The sequence below is a fragment of the Pseudomonas bharatica CSV86 genome (assembly GCF_000319305.2).
In the GTDB taxonomy this organism is placed as follows: domain Bacteria; phylum Pseudomonadota; class Gammaproteobacteria; order Pseudomonadales; family Pseudomonadaceae; genus Aquipseudomonas; species Aquipseudomonas bharatica.
This window is the reverse complement of sequence record NZ_AMWJ02000002.1, coordinates 607,560-623,948: the sequence shown is the minus strand read 5'-3', so window position 1 is coordinate 623,948 and position 16,389 is coordinate 607,560. Positions and strand designations below refer to the sequence as shown.

13 protein-coding genes and 1 pseudogene are annotated in these 16,389 nt (G+C 66.2%); 12 read left to right on the top strand and 2 right to left on the bottom strand.

Annotation, left to right across the window (positions count from 1 at the left end):
* The first annotated feature begins 4 nt into the window (after nucleotides 1-4).
* The 7 genes from CSV86_RS16510 to CSV86_RS16480 are packed head-to-tail and all read left to right on the top strand — an operon-like array spanning nucleotide 5 to nucleotide 8,599.
* Nucleotides 5-2,425: an efflux RND transporter permease subunit gene (locus CSV86_RS16510; protein ID WP_009403001.1), complete on the top strand. Its 2,421-nt coding sequence runs from the start codon at nucleotides 5-7 to the stop codon at nucleotides 2,423-2,425.
* Complete coding sequence (locus tag CSV86_RS16505) at nucleotides 2,415-3,611, top strand: MFS transporter (protein WP_009403000.1); 1,197 nt, start codon at nucleotides 2,415-2,417, stop codon at nucleotides 3,609-3,611. Before CSV86_RS16510 ends, CSV86_RS16505 begins: the two co-directional genes overlap by 11 nt.
* Nucleotides 3,612-3,624: 13 nt before the next feature.
* Nucleotides 3,625-4,197 (top strand): cupin domain-containing protein, encoded by a 573-nt coding sequence (locus CSV86_RS16500; RefSeq protein WP_009402999.1) that lies wholly within the window; start codon nucleotides 3,625-3,627, stop codon nucleotides 4,195-4,197.
* Nucleotides 4,194-5,186 carry a fumarylacetoacetate hydrolase family protein gene (locus CSV86_RS16495; RefSeq protein WP_009402998.1) on the top strand — a complete coding sequence of 331 codons (993 nt, stop codon included), beginning with the start codon at nucleotides 4,194-4,196 and terminating at the stop codon, nucleotides 5,184-5,186. The genes CSV86_RS16500 and CSV86_RS16495 overlap by 4 nt, the downstream gene beginning before the upstream one ends.
* A complete protein-coding gene (locus CSV86_RS16490; protein WP_037061290.1) occupies nucleotides 5,177-6,163 on the top strand; it encodes an NAD-dependent epimerase/dehydratase family protein in 987 nt (328 codons plus the stop codon). Before CSV86_RS16495 ends, CSV86_RS16490 begins: the two co-directional genes overlap by 10 nt.
* An 11-nt stretch (nucleotides 6,164-6,174) precedes the next feature.
* A complete protein-coding gene (locus CSV86_RS16485; protein WP_009402996.1) occupies nucleotides 6,175-6,963 on the top strand; it encodes a cyclase family protein in 789 nt (262 codons plus the stop codon).
* A gap of 16 nt (nucleotides 6,964-6,979) precedes the next feature.
* Nucleotides 6,980-8,599, top strand: a complete 1,620-nt coding sequence (locus CSV86_RS16480) for a sulfatase-like hydrolase/transferase (RefSeq protein WP_037061288.1) — start codon at nucleotides 6,980-6,982, stop codon at nucleotides 8,597-8,599.
* Nucleotides 8,600-8,750: 151 nt separating this feature from the next.
* On the opposite strand, the gene CSV86_RS16475 is transcribed toward CSV86_RS16480, so the two are convergent.
* Both CSV86_RS16475 and CSV86_RS16470 read right to left on the bottom strand, forming a co-directional pair.
* Nucleotides 8,751-9,686 carry a VOC family protein gene (locus CSV86_RS16475; protein ID WP_009402994.1) on the bottom strand — a complete coding sequence of 312 codons (936 nt, stop codon included), beginning with the start codon at nucleotides 9,684-9,686 and terminating at the stop codon, nucleotides 8,751-8,753.
* 20 nt (nucleotides 9,687-9,706) lie between these two features.
* The gene (locus CSV86_RS16470) at nucleotides 9,707-10,864 is read right to left on the bottom strand and encodes an alpha/beta hydrolase family protein (protein WP_009402993.1); all 1,158 of its coding nucleotides are present in this window, start codon (nucleotides 10,862-10,864) and stop codon (nucleotides 9,707-9,709) included.
* Between the two features lie 260 nt (nucleotides 10,865-11,124).
* Between CSV86_RS16470 and CSV86_RS33450 the strand changes: the two are divergent.
* The 5 genes and pseudogenes from CSV86_RS33450 to CSV86_RS32015 form a co-directional block, all read left to right on the top strand.
* A pseudogene (locus tag CSV86_RS33450) lies at nucleotides 11,125-12,213 on the top strand (HAMP domain-containing protein); the annotation flags it as partial.
* Entirely contained in the window at nucleotides 12,205-13,077 is an 873-nt protein-coding gene (locus tag CSV86_RS33445; RefSeq protein WP_376699767.1) for a methyl-accepting chemotaxis protein, read from the top strand. The pseudogene CSV86_RS33450 and the gene CSV86_RS33445, both read left to right, overlap by 9 nt.
* Before the next feature lie 122 nt (nucleotides 13,078-13,199).
* Nucleotides 13,200-15,272: a type VI secretion system Vgr family protein gene (locus tag CSV86_RS16460; RefSeq protein WP_009402990.1), complete on the top strand. Its 2,073-nt coding sequence runs from the start codon at nucleotides 13,200-13,202 to the stop codon at nucleotides 15,270-15,272.
* On the top strand, nucleotides 15,269-16,216 hold the full coding sequence (locus tag CSV86_RS16455; protein ID WP_009402989.1) for a hypothetical protein: 948 nt from the start codon (nucleotides 15,269-15,271) through the stop codon (nucleotides 16,214-16,216). The genes CSV86_RS16460 and CSV86_RS16455 overlap by 4 nt, the downstream gene beginning before the upstream one ends.
* Nucleotides 16,213-16,371: a hypothetical protein gene (locus tag CSV86_RS32015; RefSeq protein WP_240160518.1), complete on the top strand. Its 159-nt coding sequence runs from the start codon at nucleotides 16,213-16,215 to the stop codon at nucleotides 16,369-16,371. The genes CSV86_RS16455 and CSV86_RS32015 overlap by 4 nt, the downstream gene beginning before the upstream one ends.
* Nucleotides 16,372-16,389: the final 18 nt, after the last annotated feature.

Sequence of the window (16,389 nt, the reverse complement as noted above, 5' to 3'; positions counted from 1 at the left end):
CGCCATGAATTGCGCAAGCCGCCATCCCGACCCGGGCAGCCCGGACGGGTTCGACCCGCGTTCCGGTTCGCTGATCGAGCGGGCCCTGTTCAACCACCGGCACTGGGTCCTGTTGCTGTGCCTGCTGACCACCCTGGTGCTGGGCTGGCAGTCCACGCGCCTGGAGCTCAATGCCAGTTTCGAGAAGATGATCCCCACCGGGCATCCCTATATCGCCAACTACCTGGAGCGGCAAAAGGAGCTGTCCGGCCTGGGCAATACCTTGCGCATTGCCGTCGCCAACACGCGCGGCGAAATCTATGACACGGCCTACCTGGACACCCTGCAGAAACTCAGCGAACGCATCTACCTGCTGCCCGGCGTCGATCGCGCCTACATGAAGTCGCTATGGACCCCGGCCACCCGCTGGGTCTCGGTGACCGAGGACGGACTCGATGGCGGCCCGGTCATCCCCGACGACTACAACGGCAGCCCCGAGTCCCTCGCCGAGCTGCGGCGCAACGTGCAGTTGTCCAACGAGATCGGCCAACTGGTGGCCTTCGACCAGCGCTCCAGCATCATCCAGGTTCCGCTGCTGGCCCGCACCCCGGACGGCAAGGCGCTGGACTATGCGGTACTGGCCGGGCAACTGGAGGCGTTGCGCGGCGAGTTCGCCAAGGATGGCATCGCTATCCATGTCACCGGCTTCGCCAAGAAAGTTGGCGACCTGATCGACGGCCTGCAACAGATCCTGGTGTTCTTCGCCGTTGCGATCCTCATCACCACGGCGGTGCTCTACGCCTACACCCGCTGCGTGCGCAGCACCTTGCTGGTGGTGATCTGCTCGCTGGTTGCGGTGGTCTGGCAACTGGGGCTGCTGCCGCTCCTGGATTTCCAGCTCGATCCTTATTCGGTGCTGGTGCCGTTCCTGGTCTTCGCCATCGGCATGAGCCACGGCGCGCAGAAGATGAACGGGATCATGCAGGACATCGGGCGCGGCATGCACCGTGTGGTCGCTGCGCGCTTCACCTTTCGCCGCCTGTTCCTCGCAGGTCTCACCGCCTTGCTCTGCGATGCGGTGGGCTTCGCGGTGCTGATGATCATCCAGATCAAGGTGATCCAGGACCTGGCCATCATCGCCAGCATCGGCGTGGCGGTGCTGATCTTCACCAACCTGATCCTGCTGCCGGTGCTGCTCTCGTACGTCGGCGTCAGCCCCTGTGCTGCCGCGATCAGCCTGCGCAGCGAGCGCGCCGAGCAGAGCGGCAAGGCCCGCCATCCGTTCTGGCGCTTTCTTGACCTGTTCACCCGCAAGCCCTGGGCAAGCCTGTGCATCGGCGTGAGCCTGGTGCTGGCGGTGCTGGGTTTCCTGGTCAGCCTGCACCTGGCCATCGGTGACCTCGACGCCGGCGCCCCGGAGCTGCGTGCCGACTCGCGCTACAACCGCGACGACGCCTTCATGACCCAGGCCTACGGCGCCAGCAGCGACCTGTTCGCGATCATGGTGCAGACCCCGGCCGGGGCCTGCGCGCGCTACGACGTGCTGCGCAAGGTGGACGAGCTGGACTGGCAGCTACGCAGCCTGCCGGGCGTGGATTCGACCAACTCCCTGGCGCTGCTCAACCGGCGCATGCTGGTCGGGTTGTCGGAAGGCAACCCCAAGTGGTACGAGCTGCAGAACAACCAGGCGATGCTCAACATGATCACCGCCAGCGCCCCGCGCGGCTTGTACAACGAGGCGTGCAACCTGCTGACGCTGTACGTCTACCTCACCGATCACAAGGCCGAGACCCTGACCCGGCTGGTGCAGCATGTGGAAGGTTTCGCCGCGGCCAATAACACTGCCGAGGTGAAATTCCTCCTGGCCGCTGGCAACGCGGGCATCGAGGCGGCGACCAATATCGTCGTGCGCGAGGCCAACCGCGAAATGCTGTTCTGGGTCTACGGCGCGGTGATCCTGCTGTGCCTGCTGACCTTCCGTTCCTGGCGCGCCACGCTCTGCGCGGTGATCCCGCTGATGCTCACCTCGATCCTCTGCGAAGCGCTGATGGTCTGGCTGGGCATCGGGGTCAAGGTCGCCACCTTGCCGGTGATCGCCCTGGGCGTGGGCATCGGTGTCGATTACGCGCTGTACGTGATGAGCATCCTGCTCGCCCACCTGCGCCAGGGCGCCAGTCTGTCCGAGGCCTATTACCGGGCCCTGGTGTCCACCGGCAAGGTGGTGATGCTGACCGGCGTGACCCTGGCCATCGGCGTCGGCACCTGGATGTTCTCGCCCATCAAGTTCCAGGCCGACATGGGCGTGCTGCTGGCCTTCATGTTCGTCTGGAACATGGTCGGCGCGCTGGTACTGCTGCCGGCCCTGGCGCGTTTCCTCCTGCCGGTGCGTCCGGCGTCCCTCCCTACCGAATCGTCCGTACGCCAGGAGGTCTCCCATGCGTCGTGAAGCCCAGGCGGGTTTGCCGCAATCCCTGTTGTTGCTGCTTGGCAGTTGCCTGCCGGTCCTTGGCGCGGTGCTGCTGGCCCCGGTGTTGCCACGGATGCAGGCGCACTTCGGCGATGACCCGCTGGTCTCGGTGCTGGTTCCGGTCAGCCTGACCATCCCGGCGCTGGTGATCGCCTTGCTCGCGCCCTTCGCCGGCATCATCGCCGACGGTCTCGGGCGCAAGCCGCTGCTGCTCGGCTCGATGCTGCTCTACAGCCTGTTCGGCCTGCTGCCCTTGTGGCTGGAGTCGCTGCCGGCGATCGTCGCCAGTCGTGCCGGCCTGGGTCTGGCAGAGGCGGGGATCATGACCTGCTGTACCACCCTGATCGGCGATTACTACCAGGGCGCCCGGCGCGAACGCTTGTTCGCCTTGCAGATGGTCTGCACCTCGCTGTCGGCGGCGCTGTTCATTGCCGTGGGCGGGGCGCTGGGGCAGGAGAGCTGGCGCACACCCTACATGCTGTACGGCGTCGGGCTGCTGTTGCTGCCGCTGATGGCCTGGCTGCTCTGGGAAGGCGAGGCGAGCGAGGTCCGGCTGGAACGCGACGTCGCCGGCTTTCCGTGGGGCGCCCTGTTGCCGCTGTACCTGTTCAGCCTGCTGGCGGGTGTCAGCCTGTTCATCGTGCCGGTGCAGGCGGGCTTCCTGCTCGGCTTGCTGCATGTCGAGTCGCCGCAGCAGATCGGCATGGTCATGGGCGCCAACCAGTTGGGTGTAATGCTTGGCGCCCTCGGGTTCCGCCTGTTGCATGGCTGGGCGCGCCAGCACGTGCTGGCGCTGGCCTTCGTTACTGCGGGCATTGGCGGCGGCCTGATGGCCCAGGCGCCGGATGCGCTGTGGCTGACCCCGGCGGTCGCCCTCAATGGCCTGGGCATCGGCCTGATGCTGCCGACCTTGATCACCTGGGTAATGTCCCGTGCCGGCATAGCCCAGCGCGGGCGCGCCACCGGTGGCTTCACTGCGGCGCTGTTCGCCGGCGAATTCGCTAGCCCGCTGGCGGTGCTGGCGCTGACCTCGGGCAGTGCGCAGGCACTCCCAGGTGCCCTGGCCGTGGTGGCGCTGGCGCAACTGCTGCTGGCCCTGGTCTGCCTGGCCTTGCCGCGCATCAGCCCGATGCCGGCCCTGCCTTCTTCCCCGAACAAGATCTGATAGCGGAGTCCACATGCAAGCACTTCCCCCCTTCAAACGTGTCGTCACCGGCCATAGCGCTACCGGCACGGCCCTGGCGGCACTGGTTGGCGCCGTGCCCACCAGCCTCGAACTCAAGGCCGTGCCCGGTACGGTGTTCCATGAGGTCTGGAGCAGCGATGCCAGCCCGGCCGTGATCGACAATGGCGCGGACCCGACCCTCAGGCCGCTGGTGCTCAGCCCGTCGGCCTTCGGCAGCCTGATCCGCGTGGTGGATATCCCGCCGGACAGCGTGCAGAACCAGGTCAGTGCTGCCGATGCGGCGGCGGTGTTCGCCGAAATCGGCGAGTCCCATGCCGGCACCGGTACGGGCGAGTCCCGCCACAAGCTGATGCACCGCACCGAAACCCTCGACTACGGCATCGTCACCGAAGGTGAAGTGTGGCTGGTGCTGGATGACGAGGACGTGCACCTCAAGCGCGGCGATATCGTGGTCCAGCGCGGCACCAACCATGCCTGGAGCAACCGCACCGAAGCGATGGCGCGGATGGTCTTCATCCTCCTCGACGGGCGTTATGCCGAGCCGCTGCAGGAGGTGCTGGCATGAAGCTCGCGACCCTGGCCGATGGCAGCCGCGACGGTCGTCTGCACCTGGTATCCCGGGACTTGCGCCGGGCGGTCGACGCCGGCGATATCGCCGCGACCTTGCAGGCGGCAATCGACGACTGGGCGCAGCTCGAACCGCGCCTGCTGGCTCGCTACCAAGCGTTGAACAGCGCCGCGCTGGACGCTGCCTTCGACTTCGATCCGCAGCAGGCCATGGCCCCGCTGCCGCGAGCCTGGCAATGGCTGGATGGCTCGTGCTTCCTCAGCCATGGCGAGCTGATGCAGCGCGCCTTCCGCCTCGATCCTATCGAAGGCGTCGAGGACACACCGTTGATGTACCAGGGCGCCGGCGACGATTTCCTCGGCCCGCGCCAGGACATCCCGCTGCCCAGTGAAGCCCATGGCATCGATTTCGAAGGCGAGTTCGCCGTAGTAGTGGACGAGGTGCCCCTGGGCTGCTCCGCCGAACAGGCGCTCGGGCATGTACGCCTGGTCCTGCAGCTCAACGATGTCAGCCTGCGTGCCCTGGCGCCCCGGGAAATGAAGACCGGCTTCGGCTTTGTCCAGGCCAAGTCGTCCTCCAGCTTCGCCCCGGTGGCGGTCACCCCGGATGAACTGGGCGAGGACTGGCACGAAGGCCGGGTGCACCTGCCCCTGCATGTACAGCGCAATGGCCAATGGTTCGGCCATCCCGACGGCGGCGCCATGCATTTCGGTTTCCACCAGTTGATCGCCCATGCGGCCCTGACCCGACGTCTTAGCGCCGGCACCGTGATAGGTTCGGGCACGGTGTCCAACGCCGACCGCAGCGTCGGTTCGGCCTGCATCGCCGAGCGCCGCGCAGTGGAAATGCTCGAGCACGGCTCGCCGCGTACCGCGTTCATGCACTTCGGCGAGCGCGTGCGCATGGAGGCCCGCTGCCGGGATGGCTCGCCACTGTTCGGCGCCATCGACCAGCAGGTGGTCCAGGCAGGTGCGCCATGCGCGTAATGGTCACCGGGGCGGGCGGGTTCCTGGGGCGTCAGTTAGTCCGGCGCCTGTTGGCCGCCGGGCAGTTGCGCGGCCGGCGCATCGAGGCGCTGATCTTGCTCGACCAGCAGCTCGACGGCTTTGCCGAAGACCCGCGCCTGCGTCATCTGGCCGGCAGTATCACCGACCCGGCGTTGCTGCGCAGGGGGCTGGCCGACGGGGTGGATGTGATCTTCCACCTGGTCAGCATCGCGGGCGGCGCGGCCGAGGAAAACTACGCGCTCGGCCGCCAGGTCAACCTGCTTGCCAGCCTGCAGTTGCTGGAGCTGCTGCGCAATGCGCAACGCCCGCCGGTACTGGTGTATGCCAGCAGCGTTGCGGTCTACGGCGCTGACCTGCCGTTGCGCATGGACGAGCAGCAACCGACACGCCCGGCGCTGTCCTATGGCGCGCACAAGCTGATGATCGAACAGCAGCTCGGCGATCTGGGCCGGCGCGGCGAAGTGGATGGCCGCGCCCTGCGCCTGCCCGGCATCGTCGCCCGGCCCGGCGACGGCGCCGGGCTGCGTTCGGCGTTCATGAGCGAGTTGTTGCAACGTTTCGCGGCCGGGCAGCGCTACACCTGCCCGGTCTCGCCCCAGGCCACGGCCTGGTGGATGTCGGCGGCCTGCTGCGTTGACAACCTGCTGCATGCCGCCGAATTCGAACTGCACGCTGGTGCGCCGTGCCGGGTGTGGCAACTGCCGGTGCTGCACCTGTCCATCGCTGCGGTGGTGGATGCGCTGGCGCAGGTCTTCGGTGAGGAACGCCGCAGCCTGATCGATTACCAGCCCGACCCGGCGCTGGAAGCGCTGTTCGGACGCTTCCCGCCGATGCGCACGCCCCTGGCCCGGCAGCGTGGTTTCCAGCATGACGGCACGGCCAGGGCACTGGTGCGCCAGGCCCTCGACCTTACCCAACGCGTCCGTGGTTCACGGGCGCTCACCGCAACCGCCTGAGAGGAATCCCCATGACCCCGAGTCGCAAACGCCGCCTGGTCGACCTGTCGGTGACCCTGGACAACAACCCTTACACCGATCCGCCGCCGTTGCTGCCGAAGATCGACTACATGGACCACCAGCAGGGCTGGCCGGAAATGGCCGCGATGTTTCCGGGGCTGGCCATCGAGCAGATGCCGGGCGCCGAGTCCTGGGCTGCCGAGCGCCTGTCCATCACTACCCACAGCGGTACCCATATGGACGCGCCCTGGCACTACGCCTCGACCACCGACGGCGGCAAGCCGGCCTTCGGTATCGACGAGCTACCGCTGGAATGGTGCCTGCAACCCGGGGTGAAGCTGGACTTCCGTCATCTGCCGGATGGGCATGTGGTCCGCGCGGCCGAGGTCGAAGCCGAGTTGCGGCGTATCGGCCATGAACTGCAGCCGCTGGACATCGTTCTGGTCAATACCCGGGCCGGCAGCCTGTTCGGCCAGCCGGGCTACCTGGATGCCGGCGTCGGCATGGGCCGCGAGGCCACCCTGTACCTGCTCGATCGCGGCGTGCGGGTGGTGGGTACCGATGCCTGGAGCTGGGATGCACCGTTCAGTTTTACCCGCCAGCGCTTCGCCGAAAGTGGCGATGCTTCGATCATCTGGGAAGGGCACAAGGCCGGGCGCGATATCGGCTACGGGCAGATGGAAAAACTGGCCAATCTCGACAACCTGCCGGCCAGCGGTTTCCTGGTGTCCTGCTTCCCGTACAAGATCAAGCACGCCTCCGCCGGCTTCGTTCGCGCCGTGGCGATCTTCGAAGAATAAGAACAGCGAGGTTCCCGTGCGTTTTCCCTTCCTGCTCACTGCGCTGGCATGTCTCGTGTCCGGCGCTGTCGTGGCTGCCGAGCGGCCGAATATCCTGCTGATCCTGGCCGACGACCTCGGCTACTCCGACCTGGGTTCGTTTGGTGGCGAGATCGCCACGCCCAACCTCGACCAACTGGCCGCCCATGGCCTGCAACTGACCCATATGTACGCCGCGCCGACCTGCTCGCCGACCCGGGCGATGCTGATGTCCGGCACCGACAACCACCTGGCCGGGCTGGGCACCATGGAGGAGGCGATCCAGCCGTTCCAGCGTGGCAAACCGGGGTATGAGGGCTACCTCAACCGGCAATCCCATTCGATTGCCGAACTGCTGCGCGAGGGTGGTTATCGCACCAGCATGGTCGGCAAGTGGCACCTTGGCCTTGGGCCCGACCAGGGCCCTGACCGGCGTGGTTTCGAGCAGTCGTTCACCCTGCTCGAAGGGGGGGGCGTGCACTTCAAGCCACCGGGGCAACCGACGGCGAAGATCGAACGTATTACCTATCGCGAGAATGGCCAGCCGGTGGAGTTGCCGGAGAATTTCTACTCCTCGGACTTCTACACCGACAAGCTGATCGACTACCTGCGCAAGGGCCAGGACAGCGGCAAGCCGTTCTTCGCCTACGCGGCCTACACCGCGCCGCACTGGCCGTTGCAGGCGCCGCAGGCCTGGCTGGAGAAGTTTCGCGGGCTGTATGACCAGGGCTACGACAAGGTCCGCCAGGCGCGCATCGAACGCCAGCGCGAGAAAGGCCTGCTGCCGGAAGGCTTCGTTGCCGCGCAGCGCCTGCCGGTGGCGGCGGACCTGCCGGGCTGGGAACAATTGAGCCCGCAGCAGCGACGGGTCGAGGCGCGCAAGATGGAGATCTACGCCGCCATGGTCGGCAACCTCGACTACAACATCGGACGCCTGCTGGACTACCTGAAAAGCACCGGGCAATACGACAACACCCTGGTGGTGTTCATGTCCGACAACGGCGCGGCAGGGGAGCGGCACGAGCAGTTCTACCCGGCGGGCGCCCATACCGATAACAGCCTGGAGAACCTGGGGCGGCGTGGCTCGCAGATCGACTACGGGCTGCGCTGGGCCGAGGTGAGTGCGGCGCCGCTGCGCCTGTTCAAGGGCAGTACGGCGGAAGGCGGGATCAGCGTGCCGGCGATCGTGCACATGCCTCGCTCGCTGGCGCGCCAGGGTGTGGAACATGGCGTGGCGCGGGTGGACGACCTGGCACCAACGTTCCTCGAGATAGCCGGGCTGGCGGTTCCCGAAGAGCAGGGCAAGCACCCGATCACCGGGCGTTCGATGCTGCCGATGCTGGAGGGCAAGGGTGCGCTGGAACGGCCGTTGGCCGGGGAGTTGTTCGGCAGCCTGTATTACCGCGAAGGCAACCTGAAGCTGCTCGGGCTGCGCCCCTGGGCGATGCCCGGGCAGGCGCCGCAGCCCACGCGCTGGCAACTGTTCGATGTGGCGCGGGACCGGGGTGAACTGGAGGACCTGGCCTCGCGCGAGCCGGAGGTGTTCGAGCGCTTGAAGCGGCAGTGGCAGGCGTATGCGAAGGAGGTTGGGGTGGTTGTGCCGCCGCGGAAGAACTGAAGATGGACGTTGCTTTTGATGGCCTCATCGCTGGCAAGCCAGCTCCCACAGGGATCGCGTAACCTGTGGGAGCTGGCTTGCCAGCGATGAGGCCATCAGCAACACATCAAAAAAGGGGGGTGTCATCCGACACCCCCCTTTTTGCATTCCCTCAATGCTTGGCCGGCGGCCCGCCCGGGAACCATTTCTCCTGGTAGTGGAACAGGAAATACTGCGAGTTATCCGCCCCTGGCGCGGCCACGCGGGCCGTCCACTGCTCGTCGTGCAGGTCCATGTCGGCGTCATATTCCACATGGCAGCCCATGGGGCTGTTGAAGTACCAGAACCAGTTCGATCCCAACTGGTGCCGTCCCGGGCCCCAGAACGACTCATAGCCTTTCTCGACGAAGCGCGTCCCGGCCACCAGCACCTCGGTCGGCCCGCCCATATGGAAGGTGAAGTGCTCGATGCCTTTCATGAACGGCGGGGTCTGGATCAGGAACAGGGTGTGATGGTCCTGGGTGCCGCCGGGCCGCAGGAACGGTCCGGTGTCGGCGAAACGGTCGGTGCAGACGAAGCCCAGGCGCTGGTAGAACGCCTCGGCCCGGTCCGGATCCGGCACGAAATACACCACATGGGACAGGCTGCGCGGCAAGGCCGGCATGTCGTTGCTCGCACCCAGCGCATTGACCGCACGCGCTGCCGGCGCGCCCGGGGCATGGCTGGCTTCGCCCGGCAGGTCGAGGGTTCGGCGCCGGGTGATGCGAAAACCGAGGGCGAAGCCCATGTCGTCCACGCAGCGCAGCACGCCATCCTCGCCGCGCTGCACTTCGCGGTCCTTGCCCAGCTCGGCCTCGATGGCCTGCAGGGTGGCTTCGTCGGCGACGCCGTACACGGTTTCGCGCAGGGTGGTGGCGGTTTCCATCGCCGGCGGCAGGCGTGGGTCGTGGCGCGGGCGGATCAGCACGCCAGTGCCATCGAGGGCCTCCAGCCAGCCGCCGCTTTCGTCGATATCGCAAGGCTTGAGACCGTAGTCGGTCATGTACTGCACGCAGTCGGCGACGTTGTCCACGCCGAAGACCAGGTAATCGGGTCCGATGATGTTCATGATGGTGTTCTATCCGGGGTTCAGGCGGTGCGGCCGCCGAGGGTTTCGGCAACCCAGTCGGCGATGTACTGGCCCGCATTGATGGAGTTGTCGAAGCTGGAGTGCTGCACGCCGCCTTCGCGGGAGGTGAAGATCTTCAGCTCGCGCTTGGGGCTGTTGACCAGTTGCTCGTAGGTGCGGTGTGCCCATTTGAGCGGGATCTGCGAGTCCTGCTCGCCATGGGTGACGAGGAAGGGCACGCGGATTTTCTCGACGACGCCATCGAGGTGGACGTTCTCGGCGATCTGCATGAACGCCTCGATGTCCTTGCCGCCCCAGACCCAGCGCACATGCTCCCAGTAATGCGGCACCGGGAAGCTGCCTTCGCGCTCCAGGCGGCGTTTCTGCACATCGCGCCAGTCATGGTTGGCGCCCCACACTACGCCGCAGGCGAAGCGCGGTTCGAAGGCCACGGCGCGCGGGCAGTAGTAGCCACCGAGGGACACACCTTCGCAGCCGATGCGCTTGGGGTCGATGTCTGCGCGGTCCTGCAGCCAGTCCACCACGCGGCTGGCCCAATGCTCGGTGTCGTAGCGCGCCTTCAGGTCATGCAGGCGCAGGGCTTCGCCGGTGCCGGGCTGGTCGATCAGCAGCGAGGCCACGCCACGCTTGGCCAGCCATGCGGGCAGGCCGACGCGGTATTTCATTTCCTTGGTGGAGTCCAGGCCGTTGAGCTGGACCAGCACCGGTGCCGGGTCGCTGACCCCTTCGGCGCGCACGTAGAGGCCGGAGAGCACCTTGCCCTCGTAGGGGATTTCGACCCGTTCGCAATTCTCCTTCGACAGCGCGATGCCGCGGGCGAAGGTATCGAGGAAGCGCTGGTACAGCGCCATGCGCCCGGGGGCACCGTGGGCCTGGAGGCGTTCGCAGGTCAGGTAGTAGGTGGCAGCACGGTTGTATTTCTCACCGGCGGACAGCAGCCGGCCGCGGGCTTCGTCCTCGGCAGCCAGCTCGCAAAGCTTGTCGGCCATCCTCGCCCAGGTCTCGCGGAAGGCCCGGGTGCCTTCGGCATCAGGCTGTTTCGCGGCCTCTTGCAGCGGCTCGCACATCTCGACGATTTCGCCGATGCGGGCGCCCATTTCGATGGCCAGGTTGACCGAGAGGTTCCACACGTAGTTGCTCGGGAAGTAACGGAACATGGTTGTTTTCCTTCTTGTTATGCACGTCGCCGGCATGCAGCGCAGATCTGCCGAAGCACGCGGCGACCGCCCTTCGGGCAGCCGTTGCAAACTCGCACGGGCCTCGGGAATCGGACAAATCGCTTGTTCGGATGCCAGCTATCCGGGCACGCGATACATGGCGCGGGCCGATGCGTCGCATCGCCAGATGCGATTGGTGGAGCGGGGAATGAGGCGGGCAGGATGGGCGGCCGCGCACGACGCGCGGCTTTGCGAGGAGGATGCCCTTGTCCGTTTCCAGTGTGTTCGAAACCATCCCGTCCGCCGGCGCGTTCGCTCGTCTCAGCGTGGGCGGCAAGCTGTCGCTGGGCTTTGCCCTGGTGCTGGTGTGCACCCTTGGCATGGGGCTGGCGGCCTGGTACGCGTTGCAGGTGAGCCAGGCCAATAGCGAGCGCTTGCGCGAGCTGGAGCGTTTGCAGAATCACCTGGCCGAGGCGCGGCAGGCGGAGAAGGCGTTCGCCTTGCTGGTCACTGACGAGTCCGCCGGGCACGTGACCATGGCCTTGCAGAAGCTGCGCGACGAGTCGGTCGACGGGGATTTCGCCAGGCTTGGCATGGAGTACCTGCAGGGCTTCCAGGCTTATGCCGGGGCCCGCCTGCAAGCCCAGGATGCGCGACTGCGCATGCAGGAACTGGCACAGGGGGCAGGGCAACGGTTTGCCGGGGTGTTCCTCGATCAGCTGGATGACATCAATGCCGGGCTGGAGCAGGACCAGTCACCCGGCACGGCGGCCATGCAACTGCTGGAGGACGCCGCCGCGCTGCGCGAGCGGCTGGCCAACCTGCGTGACAGCGAGCTGTATTTCACCCTCGATCCGCAGCAGCGCTATCGCGACGACTGGATCAACCGGGTCAATGAACTGGGCAGCGCATTAAGCAGCCTTGCCGCCCGGCTGGAGGGAGAGCGTCGTCAGGCCCTGGATGAGGCCGCCGCGGCGCTTGAGGAGTACCGCCAGGCGTTCCTGCGCTACAGCGATAGCGGCGAGCAGGCCCAGGGCCAGCAGGCGGCGATGAGCAACGCGGCGCAGCAGGTGATTGCCGCCCTGGATGGTGAGCGCGAGCGTGCTGTCCAGGCCTGGGAAGTGCGACGTCGGCACCTGGACCTGCAACTGGCGCTGATGCTCGGGCTGGCCTTGCTGTCGAGCATCACGGCCTGCGTGTTGATCCGCCGCTCGATCGCCGTGCCTGTCCGGCAGATGCTGGCGCTGGCACAGCGGGTCGCCGCCGGGGATCTGCACGGGCGCCTGCCAAGGCTGGGACGCAGCGATGAACTGGGGCAATTGAACGAGGCGATCGGCGTGATGTTGCAGGCACTGCGGGATCTGGTCGGGCGCATCGGCGGGGATGCGGACCAACTGGATGTCGCCGCCGGCACCCTGGCCGGAATGGTCGAGCGCACGGGGCAGGGCGTGCGGGCGCAGCGGCGGCAGACCGGCGAGGTAATGCAGGCCATGCAGTTGATGACCCAGGCGACGGTGCAGGTCAATCAGCGGGTCGATGCAAGCCAGGCTAGCCTGGGGCAGGCCAGTTCCTTGATTCACGAAGGGGACCGGCTGGTGCGCGAGGCGAGCCAGAGTCTTCAGCGGTTGTCCGGGGAAATGGCGGCGGGGACTGCGGCCATGCAACTGCTGCAAAGCCAGAGCGAGGCCATTACCGGCGTGCTGGATGTGATCAGCGCGGTGGCCGAGCAGACCAATCTGCTGGCGTTGAATGCGGCGATCGAGGCTGCGCGGGCCGGGGAACATGGGCGAGGGTTCGCCGTGGTGGCGGACGAGGTGCGCGGATTGGCCAGCCGGACCCGGGCGTCCACCGGGGAGATCGACGGGATGATCCAGCGCCTGGGCGAGGTGACACGGACGGCGGCGGCCAGCCTGGATGACAGCCAGCGACTGACTGGTGAAGGTGTGGAACTGACGGCTCGGGCCAGTGCAGTGCTGGCGGCAATCACGGCGAGCATTGTCGAGGTGGAGAGTGCTGCCGGGCATATCGCCGAAGCGGCGCGGACCCAGCAGGATCTCGCCTGGCGGGTGGATGATGCGGCGGGCGAGGTGGAGCGGGTGGTGGAGCAGAATGCGGCGGAGTGTGCGCGGCTGGAGGAGGCGAGTGAGGGATTGCAGCGGCTGAGTGCGGGGTTGGGGGAGGCGCTGGGTGTATTTCGTTTAGAGCGCCGATGAGGCCGGCTGGATCCGGCTTCAAAAGCGCAGTCTTTTCATGCGTTGGCTTGGGACTTTTCCTATATACCACTGGTTGACCGGCAGTCAGGATTCCGGGGAATTCGTTCCCCGGGACATCCGCCATGGCCGTTCAATCCGATCTGCGCTTCACCTTCACCGCAGCAGCCGGTGAATTCGAAGTCGTCGAGTTCCACCTCACCGAGGCCCTTTCCGAAACCTTTCGCCTCGAAGTCGACCTGAGCAGCACCGATGCCGCCGTGAAGTTCGGCGAGATCCTCGACCGCCCCGCGCTGTTCACCCTCTGGCAGGGCGGCCAGCCCGTACGCTACGTCCACGGTTCGGTCAGCGGCTTCCAGCAAGGTGAGACCGGCTTTCGCCACACCCGCTACCGTGCGCTCGTCGAACCCCGCCTGGCCCGCCTGCAGCTGTGTTCGGACTGGCGCATCTTCCAGACCCTCAGCGTGCCCGACATCGCCAACGTGATGCTGAAAAAACACGCCCTCACCCTCGACTACGAACTGCGCGCCGCCAAGCCCCACACTGTCCGCGAATACTGCGTGCAGGCCGGCGACACCGACTATCACTTCGTCGAGCGCATCATGCGCGAAGAGGGCTTTTTCTATGGCTTCCTGCACAGTGAGGAAGGCCACCGCCTGATCCACTGCGACTACCTGTGGATCTTCGGCAAGCAGCCCGGCCCGCCGGTGGAATACAACCCCAAGCCCGGCGCCGACCGCCCGGGCCCGGCGCTGCACCGCTTCACCTACAGCGAGAACGTGCGCAGCGCCCGCCAGGTGCAGCGCGACTACAGCTTCAAGAACCCGAGATACACCGAGCAGAGCACGTACAAGGCCACCGACCTCGAGCACCAGGCGGACAGTTACGAGCGCTACGACTACCCTGGTCGCTACCGCGGAGAAAAGCCCGGCGAGGCCTTCAGCCGCAGCCGCCTGCTCGGCCTGCGCGGTGACGCCTGCCAGGTCATTGCCGAGGGCGACGATGCCCGGCTGGTCCCCGGCTTGTTTTTCGACATGGTGGGTCACCCCCGCGAGGACATGAACCGCGGCTGGCGCCCGGTGCACCTGGAGCACCACGGCAAGCAGTACGTCAGCCAGGAAGAAGATAGCGCCGATGCTGATCGTGGCACCCACTACAACTGCATCGCCACCCTGGTCCCGCACGACGCCGAATGGCGCCCCGAGCCGCTGCCCAAACCACGCATCGACGGCCCGCAGATGGCCACGGTAGTGGGGCCGCCGGGCGAGGAAATCTATTGCGATGAATACGGCCGGGTGAAGGTGCAGTTTCCGTGGGACCGGGAAGGCAACGAAGACGAACACAGCTCCTGCTGGATCCAGGTTTCGCAAGGCATCGCCGGAGCGCTATGGGGGCATATGGCAATCCCGCGCATCGGTCAGGGCGTGATTGTCAGCTACCAGAACGGGGACGCTGACCAGCCAGTGATCACCGGTCGATGCTACACGGCACTTCAGCGCCCGCCCTACGAACTGCCCGCAAACAAGACCCGAATGGTCTTCAAGAGCCAGACCCACAAGGGCAATGGTTTCAACGAGCTGAGCTTCGAGGACGAAGCGGGGCAGGAAGAAGTCTTCATCCATGCCCAGAGAAACCAGAGGAACGAAGTCAGGAACGACGAAACCACCCACGTCGGGAATGACCGCAGCGAGCAGGTGGACAACGACGAGAGCCTTACCGTCGGTCACGACCGCAAGAACACGGTGGGCAACGACGAGCAGGTGCTGATCGGGGAGAACCGGCGCCATGAGATTGGCGAACACGACGACCTGATAGTCGGCGGCAACCACAGCATCACCACGGCCGGGGACCGGACCGAAGAGGTCGGCAACGACCGTCATGACACCACGACCGCCGACCACCACATCGAGATCGGCGGGAATCTGCGACAGCAGGTGCAAGGCGACGTCATGTTGCAAGCGGGCCAGCGCATCGTCCACCGCACCCGGGTCCATGAAATCGGCAGCGCCGACACTCTGGTCCTCAAGGGCCCCGGCGGCACGCTGCGCATCGATGCTGCAGGCATCACGCTGGATGGCATCGCGCTCACGCTCAAGGGCCCCATGAACAAGCCCGCAGGAGGCAGCGGCAACAACCTGTCCCAGACCAGCAAGGTGCTGGAAGGCGAGCACGCCCTATGCGAAAGGAAAATCAAATGAAGGCGGGGAGGGCTGTCACGCATTTCCTCGAGCATCACCGCACGCCGGATGATTATCTTTACCTGCTGCTGGATGGCCTGGCCGACTGTGCGCCGGAGCACCCACTCAGTGTGCCGTCCCTGGTCCAGTCGCTTGGCGATGCTGCGGTCTCCCGCGTATTGCGCCCGGATCTTGCCCATACTCCCGACGCCTGTCCCGCGCTGGTTCAGTTGGCCAGGCCCGGTGAATCGCCAGCGCTGCAGCATCTCGAATGGAGTGCCGAGCGCGCATCCAGGGACACGGGCTACCACAAGCGTTATGTCTGCGGCTGGCTGCTCAGCCCGCAACCACTGGATATCATCGCCGGTCATATCGCAACGCGCTGCCACACCATTGCGGGCAAAGACGGGCGCCCCTTGCCCTGGTTCGAGCCACTCCGGCTGGAGTTGTTTTGCGCCACGGCGGTCAGTGAAAAATCCTGGCTGCTATGCCCCATCCGCTTCTGGTTACTACCGCTCAGTTGGGGCACTCATGCCGTGATACGCGGCACTGACGACCCGGCCGAGGTCGTGATGCCGGAGGCGGCTCACCAGGCCCAGCAGTGGGCACCGCTGATCAGCAACTTCCTCGGTATCTGGCAGCACCTTCTGCAACGCCCTGCCGGCTTCGCGCCGTGGCGCTGGACAGGAGACACCGTCCTGCCGCCACAGGCAGCCCTGCATGCGCTGCGTCTGGTCCGCGATGCCTACGCGTTCGGTCTTCGAAGTCATCGCGACATCATCGCCCTCTGCCTGCACCGGGTGTTCATCCACCCGCTGTTGCTGCGCCACCCGGAAATCCAGGCGCTCATCACCAAGGCCGGGTCAGGTGCTCTGGACCTGCAAGGCCACTTCGCCAGCCACTACAGCGAAGCCCTCTGGAAACGCACCTTCACTGATCTGCCCCATGCGAAGGACTATTCATGACCATCAGCTTCAGCGTCATTTCCGACATCGCCACCGGCGAGGCCTGTCCGGTCCCCAGCACCCTCTGCGCCACCTGCCAGCGCAGCGGCCTGCCCATCCTGCCCCTGCGCGCCGCCTATGCCCCTGCCCCTGGGAGACCCAGTTGCGGCCATTGACCCCTGGCTCCGAGGTCC

What these genes read in the sequence shown, in the direction of transcription:
- CSV86_RS16500 (WP_009402999.1), top strand. Translation starts at nt 3,625, where the DNA reads ATGCAAGCACTTCCCCCCTTCAAACGTGTCGTCACCGGCCATAGCGCT.
- CSV86_RS32015 (WP_240160518.1), top strand. Translation starts at nt 16,213, where the DNA reads ATGACCATCAGCTTCAGCGTCATTTCCGACATCGCCACCGGCGAGGCC.
- CSV86_RS16490 (WP_037061290.1), top strand. Translation starts at nt 5,177, where the DNA reads ATGCGCGTAATGGTCACCGGGGCGGGCGGGTTCCTGGGGCGTCAGTTA.
- CSV86_RS16505 (WP_009403000.1), top strand. Translation starts at nt 2,415, where the DNA reads ATGCGTCGTGAAGCCCAGGCGGGTTTGCCGCAATCCCTGTTGTTGCTG.
- CSV86_RS16495 (WP_009402998.1), top strand. Translation starts at nt 4,194, where the DNA reads ATGAAGCTCGCGACCCTGGCCGATGGCAGCCGCGACGGTCGTCTGCAC.
- CSV86_RS16475 (WP_009402994.1), bottom strand. Translation starts at nt 9,686, where the DNA reads ATGAACATCATCGGACCCGATTACCTGGTCTTCGGCGTGGACAACGTC.
- CSV86_RS33445 (WP_376699767.1), top strand. Translation starts at nt 12,205, where the DNA reads ATGTTGCAGGCACTGCGGGATCTGGTCGGGCGCATCGGCGGGGATGCG.
- CSV86_RS16510 (WP_009403001.1), top strand. Translation starts at nt 5, where the DNA reads ATGAATTGCGCAAGCCGCCATCCCGACCCGGGCAGCCCGGACGGGTTC.
- CSV86_RS16455 (WP_009402989.1), top strand. Translation starts at nt 15,269, where the DNA reads ATGAAGGCGGGGAGGGCTGTCACGCATTTCCTCGAGCATCACCGCACG.
- CSV86_RS16470 (WP_009402993.1), bottom strand. Translation starts at nt 10,864, where the DNA reads ATGTTCCGTTACTTCCCGAGCAACTACGTGTGGAACCTCTCGGTCAAC.
- CSV86_RS16460 (WP_009402990.1), top strand. Translation starts at nt 13,200, where the DNA reads ATGGCCGTTCAATCCGATCTGCGCTTCACCTTCACCGCAGCAGCCGGT.
- CSV86_RS16485 (WP_009402996.1), top strand. Translation starts at nt 6,175, where the DNA reads ATGACCCCGAGTCGCAAACGCCGCCTGGTCGACCTGTCGGTGACCCTG.